Origin of the sequence: Dactylosporangium aurantiacum, assembly GCF_000716715.1 — a bacterium.
Lineage (GTDB): Bacteria > Actinomycetota > Actinomycetes > Mycobacteriales > Micromonosporaceae > Dactylosporangium > Dactylosporangium aurantiacum.
Genome location: NZ_JNYJ01000009.1, coordinates 299,155 through 307,150 on the forward strand (window position 1 = coordinate 299,155; position 7,996 = coordinate 307,150).

The 7,996-nt window shown below is 74.5% G+C and carries 7 protein-coding genes; 3 read left to right on the forward strand and 4 right to left on the reverse strand.

Annotated features, from left to right (window positions below):
- Positions 1-25: 25 nt before the first annotated feature.
- From OP18_RS13785 to OP18_RS13795, 3 genes are read right to left on the reverse strand one after another with little or no spacing between them, the layout of a single operon-like run.
- Positions 26-1,297 (reverse strand): NAD(P)/FAD-dependent oxidoreductase, encoded by a 1,272-nt coding sequence (locus tag OP18_RS13785; protein WP_033359191.1) that lies wholly within the window; start codon positions 1,295-1,297, stop codon positions 26-28.
- Positions 1,294-2,682, reverse strand: a complete 1,389-nt coding sequence (locus OP18_RS13790) for an NAD(P)/FAD-dependent oxidoreductase (RefSeq protein WP_033359192.1) — start codon at positions 2,680-2,682, stop codon at positions 1,294-1,296. Before OP18_RS13790 ends, OP18_RS13785 begins: the two co-directional genes overlap by 4 nt.
- Positions 2,679-4,106: an FGGY family carbohydrate kinase gene (locus OP18_RS13795; RefSeq protein WP_033359284.1), complete on the reverse strand. Its 1,428-nt coding sequence runs from the start codon at positions 4,104-4,106 to the stop codon at positions 2,679-2,681. The genes OP18_RS13790 and OP18_RS13795 overlap by 4 nt, the downstream gene beginning before the upstream one ends.
- A 118-nt stretch (positions 4,107-4,224) precedes the next feature.
- Here OP18_RS13795 and OP18_RS13800 point away from each other — a divergent pair, with 118 nt between their 5' ends.
- Complete coding sequence (locus tag OP18_RS13800) at positions 4,225-4,800, forward strand: HD domain-containing protein (protein ID WP_052386671.1); 576 nt, start codon at positions 4,225-4,227, stop codon at positions 4,798-4,800.
- Positions 4,801-5,098: 298 nt separating this feature from the next.
- Here OP18_RS13800 and OP18_RS13805 read toward each other — a convergent pair whose 3' ends face one another.
- Positions 5,099-6,214, reverse strand: coding sequence for an alpha/beta fold hydrolase (locus tag OP18_RS13805; protein ID WP_052386672.1), 1,116 nt, complete (start codon positions 6,212-6,214; stop codon positions 5,099-5,101).
- A 105-nt stretch (positions 6,215-6,319) separates the two neighbouring features.
- Here OP18_RS13805 and OP18_RS13810 point away from each other — a divergent pair, with 105 nt between their 5' ends.
- Entirely contained in the window at positions 6,320-7,060 is a 741-nt protein-coding gene (locus OP18_RS13810; RefSeq protein ID WP_033359193.1) for a TetR/AcrR family transcriptional regulator, read from the forward strand.
- 205 nt (positions 7,061-7,265) lie between these two features.
- On the forward strand, positions 7,266-7,649 hold the full coding sequence (locus tag OP18_RS60545; protein ID WP_245635370.1) for a hypothetical protein: 384 nt from the start codon (positions 7,266-7,268) through the stop codon (positions 7,647-7,649).
- Positions 7,650-7,996 lie beyond the last annotated feature (347 nt).

Below are 7,996 nucleotides of genomic sequence, written 5' to 3' on the forward strand. Positions count from 1 at the left end.
TACCGCGGCACGGCACCGGCCGCGGCTACCGGTCGAGTGCGACGGTCACCGGGCCGCCCGCCGGGTCGGCGCCCGCCACGAGCGTGAACGGCACCCGGAACACCCGGCCCGGCGCGGCCGGCCACGGCACGCGGACCGCGCCGACGCGCCGGCCGTCCTGGACGGCGACGACGTGCGGGACGGCGCGGTAGGTGTCGCACCACAGCAGCAGCCGCCCGCGCACCGGCGCCGGACCGCCCGGACGGATCAGCTGCGGCGCGATCCAGCGCAGCGGCGCCGCGCACCGCAGCTCCAGCGGGGCCGCCGGTCCCGCCGGCCCCGCTGCCGGTCCCGCCGGTCGCGCAGGTCCCGCCGCGGCGCCGGTCAGGTGTGCCAGGACGGCGCCGGCGACGTGCCGGCCGTCCAGGGCGGCGACGTCCGCGGTGTCCACCGGGTGCAGCAGGTTCCCGGCGGCGAACACGCCCGGGCGGCTGGTCGCCAGGGCCGTGTCGACGCGCGGGCCGCGGGTCCCGGCGTCCATGTCGAGCCCGCCGGTGCGGGCCAGCTCGTGCTCGGGGATCCAGTCGCCGGTGAGCACCACGGTGTCGCAGGGCACCCGGTGCCGCCGACCGGTGCGCGGGTCCTCCAGGTCGACGGAGGTGACCCGGCCGTGCCCGTTGATCGCGGCGACCCGGGTACCGGTGAGCACCGGCACGCCGAACGCGACCCGCGCCGACCGCCGCAGCACCGCGTGCGGGCCCTCGGTCGCCAGCAGCACCGGCCGGCAGCCGGCGGCGCGCAGCGTGAGCACCGCCGACCAGCTGACCAGGTCGGCGCCCACGACGACCGCCCGGCGGCCCACGTCGCGGTGGTACAGGTGGACGAGCTGCTGCAGCTGCCCGGTGGTGTACACGCCGTCGGGCCGGTCGCCCGGGATGTGCCGGGCCGGGCGGGGCCGTTCCCGGGCGCCGGTGGCGAGCACGACCGCGTCGGCGTGCACGACCCGCCGCCCGCGCGGCGAGGTGACCTCGAGCGCCCGCTCGCCGGCCCAGCCGGTGACCATCGCCCCGGTCTCCAGGCGGGCCCCGGCGGCGCGGGCGGCGGCGGTCAGGCGGCGCGCGTACGCGGGACCGGACACGAACCGGTGCAGGTCGCGCAGGCCGTACCCGAGGTGGTCGCTGTGCCGGGGGATGCCGCCGGTCTCCGCCTCCCGCTCGATGAGCAGGACACCGTCGCCGAGCCGGCGGGCGAGCGCGGCGGCGGCGGTGAGCCCGGCCGGCCCGCCGCCGACGATCGCGACCCGGACGTGCTCGTTCACCGGGCACCGCCGCGCGTGCGCAGCAGCTCGCCGACCTCGGCGCCGCAGTAGAAGCCCTGGCAGCGGCCGTTCATCGCGCGGGTACGGCGGCGCAGCCCGTCCAGGTCGGCGGGCGGGACCGGGGAGCGGTACGCGTCGCGGATCTCGCCGCGGGTGACCCGCTCGCAGAAGCACACGATGTGCCCGTACTCGGGGTCGGCGTCGATGGCGGCCGGGTCCCGGAACGGCCGGACGCCGGCCTCGCCGAGGTTCGGCATCCGCGGCGGGTCCGGCAGGTCCGGGCGCGGCGTCAGGTCCAGCGCGCCGTCCAGCAGCCCGGCCACGTGCTCGGCGATCGCCATCCCCGCGGTCAGCCCGGTGGAGCGGATCCCGCCGACCAGCACGTACCGGCGCCCGGCGTCGACGTCGACGTCGACGAGGTAGTCGTCGCGGCCGATCCCGGCGCGCAGCCCGGCGTAGGTGGCGGTGACCTCCTCGTCCAGCAGCCGCGGCATGAGCTCCCGGCCGCGCTCCAGCAGGTACGCCAGGCCCCGCGCCGACGTGCCGGTCGCGGTGCGGTCCGGCAGGTCCTCGGCGGTCGGGCCGAGCATCACGTTGCCGTAGATGGTCGGGCTGACCAGGACACCCTTGCCGGCCTTCGACGGCACCGGCAGCACGATGCACGGCACCAGCGGCCGGGCCAGCTTGTCGAACACGTACAGCTCCCCACGGCGCGGCGTGACCGTGAACCGTTCGTAGCCGAACAACCGGTCGAGGGCGTCGGCGTGCAGGCCCGCCGCGTTGATCACCCACCGGGCGGTGACGGCGCCGCCGGTGGTGTCCAGGCGGGTGGCGTCGGGACCGGCGTCGGCGGCGGTGACCCGGTGCCCGCGCAGCAGCGTCACGCCCCGGTTGACCGCGTCGGTGGCCAGGGCCAGGTTCGTCGTCCACGTGCAGGTGATCGACTCGCCGGGCACCGTGAGGCCGCCGAGCGCGCCGGGGCCGAGGGCTGGCACCGCGTCGTACACCGCCGCCGCGTCGACCAGCTCGCAGGCGGTGTACCCGTTGCGTTCGGCCTTCGCCCGCAGCGCCGGCAGCGTCCGCAGCTGCTCGTCGGTCCAGGCGACCAGCAGCGCGCCGGTGCGCTCGACGGGGATGCCGGTGGCCGCCGCGTAGTCGCCGAGCAGCGCGTACCCGCGGGCGACGAGCCGCGCCTCCAGGGTGCCGGGCGTCGCGTCGAACCCGGTGTGCAGGATCGCCGTGTTGGCCTTGCTGGTGCCGTCGCCGACGTCGTCGCGGGCCTCCAGCAGGGCGACCGACAGCGACGTGCCGCCGAGCAGGCGGGCGATCGCGGCGCCGACGATGCCGGCGCCGACGACGGCGACGTCGTAGCGGTCCGTGGTCATGTCGCCGCCCGGGACAGGGTCGCGCCGGCCGCGGCGTGCCAGCGGCCGAGATGTTCGGCGGCCCGCTCCGGTGACCACCGCGGCTCGTACGTCGCGGCCGGCCGCCACCCGCCGGTGACGTCCGCGGGACCGAGCGCCGGGTCCAGGGCGAGCGCCGCGCAGGCGGCCGCGCCGAGCGGGGTGGCGTGCGGCGACGGGTACACCTCGACCGGCAGCTGCGCCAGGTCCGCCTGGGCCTGCATGAGCACCCGCGAGCGGGTCAGTCCGCCGTCGACCCGCAGCGTGGTCAGCGGCGTGCCCAGGTCGTCACCGACGAGCGCGGCCAGCGCGGCGACCTGCGCCGCGACGCCCTCCAGCACGGCCCGCACCAGGTGGCCGCGGCCGGTGCTCAGCGTCATCCCGCTGAACGACGCCGTCGCGCCCGCGTCCCACCACGGCGCGGCGAGCCCGGCGAGCGCCGGCACGCACAGCACGCCGTCGCTGCCCGCCGCCGCGACCGTGTCGAGCTCGTCGGCGCCGGTGACGAGCCCGAGGTCGGTGAGCCAGCGCACCGCGGACGCGGCCGTGTACACCTGCCCGTCGACGCAGTGGTCGACCCGGTCCCGCAGCCGCCACGCGATCGACGTGGACAGCCCGGACCGCGACCGGGCGGCCGCGCCGCCGAGCTGGGCGAGCAGGAAGGCGCCGGTGCCGTACGTGCACTTCGCCGTCCCCGGCGCCAGGCACGCCTCGGCCAGCAGCGCCGCCTGCTGGTCGACGATGAGCCCGGTCACCGGCACGTCACCGCCGAACGCCGTGGTGGTGCCGACGACCGCGTCGCTGGCGACCACGTCCGGCAGCGCCTCCCCGCCGAGGCCGAAGAGGTCCAGCAGCTCGTCGTGCCACCGGCCCTCGTCCAGGTCCAGCAGCAGCGACCGGCTCGCCGTCGACGCGTCGGTGACGAACGCGCCGCACAACCGGTGCACCAGCCACGTGTCGGTGGTGGTGACGACCCCGGCGGTGGTGAGCCGCTCCCGGATCCAGCGCATCTTCGGCGCCGAGAAGTACGGGTCGAGGACCAGCCCGGTCAGTGCCGCCACCCGGCCGGCGGACCCGGCCCGCGCGGCGCAGACGCTCTCGGCGCGCCGGTCCTGCCAGACGATCGCCGGGGTCAGCGGCGCGCCGGTGGCCCGGTCCCACGCCAGGACCGTCTCGCCCTGGTTGGCCAGCGCGACCGCGGCGACGGGCACCCCGGCCTCGGCGACGGCCCGCCGTCCCGCGGTGAGCACCGAGTCCAGCAGCGCCACCGGGTCCTGCTCGACGGCACCGCCCGGCCGGTACGCGGGCCGCAGCGGCTCCTCGGCGATCGCGAGGACCGCCCCGTCGGCGCCGGTGACGATCGCCTTGGTGCCCGACGTGCCCTGGTCGATCGCCAAGATGTGCATGGTCACCGTCATAGCACCCCGGACCCGGTTCGTTCGAAGATGAACAACAGGTGTTGCCCGCATGAACTCCGGCTCCGGCCGGTCGGCGCGGGGCCGGGCAGGTTCTACCGTCGTGCGTATGACCACCATGGTGCGGCCCCGGGTCGACGTCGCCACCGCCCGGGACCTCGCCGAGGCCCTGCTCACGGGCCTCCCGCAGCGCTGGGCACACACCGCCGGCGTGGCCGCCCGCGCCGCCGAGCTGTGCGCCGCCATGGACCCCGCCGACCGTGACCAGGTCGTCGCCGCCGCGTGGCTGCACGACATCGGCTACGCCGAGCCCGTCCTCGACACCGGCTTCCACCCCCTCGACGGCGCCCGCTTCCTGCGCCGCACCGGCTGGACCGCCCGGATCAGCGCCCTGGTCGCCCACCACTCCGGCGCCTGCTACGTCGCCGAGCTGCGCGGCCTGCACCACGAGCTGGCCGAGTTCCCACGCGAGCACTCCCCGGTCGCCGACGCCCTCACCTACGCCGACCAGACCGTCGGCCCGACCGGCGCCCGCGTCGACGTCCACGCCCGCATGGCCGAGATGCTCGCCCGCCACGGCGCGACCTCCGACAACGCCCGCGTCCACCACCTGCGCGCCCCGGACATCCTCGCCACCGCCGAACGCGTCGAACGCCGCCTGCGCCGGTACTCCCAGGCCGCCTGACCCCGCGGGTCAGGCGGTGGCGAGGACGCGGCGGGCGACCTCGTCGATCGGGGCGGCCGGCAGTGCGGCGTCGGGGCGACGCCGTCGGTGGCGATGACCGTGGCGACGCCGAGCCGCCCGGCGAAGTAGGCCGCGTGCTGGGCGAACGCGAGCGACACGATGATCTATGGCTTGTCGTCCGCCGCGAGTTGGGTGAACCAGGTGCGTGTGGTGGCGGCCGCGTGCAGAGGGTCACCGGTGACGAGCCGTTCGTCGGCTTGGATGATGCACGGCGGCCGGGCCGCCGGGGCGGCGTCGATCAGGACCGCTCCGGGCGGCCGCGGCCATCGGTTGCCAGCTGGGACGATGGCCTCGTGATGGCGGGGCCGACCTTGGTCAGCATCAGGTCGAGGAATCGGTCGGGGTGGCGGAATGACGCGAAATGGCTCGCGTCCGCGATGAGTGCGAACTCCTTCACCGGTGCCGAGACGTCGTCGAAGAACCGCTTCGCGGCCGCCGGCGGGGTGATGACGTCGTGCGCGCCCTGGAAGATGAAGAACGGCATCGCGAAGGTCGTGCCTTCGAGCCATTCGTCGATCGCCGTGGACTGCAGCGCCAGCGGCTCGGAGAAGGTCATGGCCTTCGGCTGGCTACGCAGGTCGCGCAGCGTGTGCCGGGGAGACGTCAGCAGTGAGCCGAGCACCACGGTCTTGATGGTGTCGAGGGTGAGCGGGTCGGCGGCGGCTACCAGTTTGTGGAACCGCGACCACTGTGCCCCGGTCCACGTCGCCCGGTCGGGGCCGATTGTCGTGACGGCGGCCAGCTCCTTGGATTTGCCGGCGGTCCGGAGTCGGTCCAGCAGGGCGTGGTAGGCCGTGCGCTCCCGTCCGCCGGCGTTGATGTTCTGGTCGGTGCCGACATAGGCCGAGTACCGCTCGGGGTGGTTGCGGGCCAGGCGTAACCCGACGAACGACCCGAACGAGTTGGCGACCAGCACGACCTGCGCGACGCCGAGCCGGGCGCGGATGTGGTCGGTCACCTCGACGGCGTCGCGGCACAGCCGGTCGAGGGTCAGCTCGCCCTGCCCGGCCGGGCCGCCGCGGTCGAAGGTCCGGCCGGCGCCGCGCATGTCCCACCGCACGACCGTGAAGTGCCGCTCCCAGGCGCGGGTGCGCGGGTTGTAGGGCAGGTTGCTCACGCCCGGGCCGCCGTGGATCTCGAGCATGACCGGATTGCTGCGGTCGTCGCCGCGGATCGAGACCCACTGGTCGATGCCGCCGATGCGGGCGAACCCGGACTCGTCGATGCCGTGCGGGTTCGTGATGCGCAGACGCCTGGCGTTCGCGGCGCGGCGCAGCTGCCGGTAGCCCAGCAGGCCGGCGGCGGGGGCGGCGAGCACGGTGGCGGAGGAAGCCGCGACGACAGCACCAATCACTGCGTTACTCCTAAACTGTTTAACCGATAAGCAGTACGTTTTACTGTATAAACAGTTCCAGGAGGACGTCAACCCCCGCATTCACCGCCAGCGAGGAGAACCACCGTGGCCAGGACCAGCGGCCCGAAACAGCCGCGCGACATGGCGGCCGCGCTGGCGCTGCTCTGGGACGAGACCGAACGACCCACGCGTGGCCCCAAGCCGAGCCTCGACCCGCGCCGGATCGCCGACGCCGCCGTGGCCATCGCGGACGCCGACGGCCTCGACGCGGTCTCGATGGCCCGGGTCGCCGGCGTGTTCAACCTGTCGGGCATGGCGTTGTACCGGTACGTGCCCGGCCGGGACGAGCTCGTCGCGCTCATGGTCGAGGCGATCCTCACCGACCGGCCCGACCTGTCAGGCGCTGGCAACGACTGGCGCGCGCAGCTCACCGCGTGGGCGCGCCAGTCCTGGGCGGTCCACCAGGCGCACCCGTGGCTCCTGCCGGCGACCGCGATGCGCCGTCAAGCCATGGGGCCGCACCAGATCGGCTGGATGGACGCGGCCATCGCCGCCCTGCAGCCGACCGGGCTGACCGCCGCGCAGCAGCACCAGGTCTTCCTGCTCGTCGCCGGACTCGTGCGCAACCTGGCCCAGCAACAGCTCGACTTCGACGAGGCGCACGCCCGAGAGTGGAGCCGGCTCAACGGCGAGCTGCTCGCCCGGCACGCCGATCGCTTCCCCGCGCTGACCAAGGCCATCCTCGACGGCGCCTTCACGCCGATCGAGGACCCGCTGGCCTTCGGGCTCGATCGGCTCTTCGACGGCGTCCAAGCGCTGATCGACCGCGCCAGGACACCGGGGTAGCAACGATCCTGTTCACAAGCCGCAGGGTTCCGGCGCGACGAACTCGGGGCCAATGAACAGCCCGACCCAGGCGCCGGCTGCCTCGGCGGAACTGCGTGCTTGATCAGCCATCCGGATCGCTCAGGCGCTTGTCAGCCGGCGGACGCGGGACGGCTCTGGAGCAGCGCCTGGGAGCAGGCGCTGCGCGGCGTCGGTTACTGCGTCCATGCGATCAACCCGGCAGCGGGTTCCGACGACGAGCCACGGCGGCAGTGCGCAGAATGCCGATGAGCGGGCATCGCTCATGGTGTCGCACCCGACGGTTCGGGCGTTGGGCGACGACCGCGCTCATCTACTCCTCGGTCGACACGCGCCCGCGCTGCGTGAGCTGCTCGCCGCCCAGCTGGACGGCGACGACAGGGAGGCGCGGATTCACGCGGCGACCGGGCTGGCCCTGCGTGGGGACGCGCACGCGCTGGCGCAGCTGCGCCGGATGAGCGACGAGGATGGGCACGAGTCGCTCGCCTGGAACCAGTCCGACCACATCGAGCAGGTGCTTGCGCAGCGGGCCCGGGCCGAGCCACGAGCGGGAGACGGGTGCGTCAGGTGATCTGTCGGCCGGTGCCTTCGACGCGGTGGCTGCGAGGGCGAGCGTGCCGGTCCCGCGCCGCGTAGGACTTGAACCTACAACCCGCAGATTAAGAGCTAGATTCCGGGCATTTGTTCGGTGATGTCTGTTCCGAGTTGCCGACGGTATGCCGCTTTTATGTAGTTCTGGTGAGGTGGCCGTGCTCCTTGAGGTTGCCCGGTAATGATGGGTCCATTGGCGGCCGATCACCCTAGGAGCACCCGTACGGCCCTAGGTCGTGTGTCGAAGTCATAGCCATTCGTTGATCGCGGCGATGTGCAGGGTGGCTTCGTACCGGACGGCGAGCTTGTCGAAGCGGGTGGCGACAC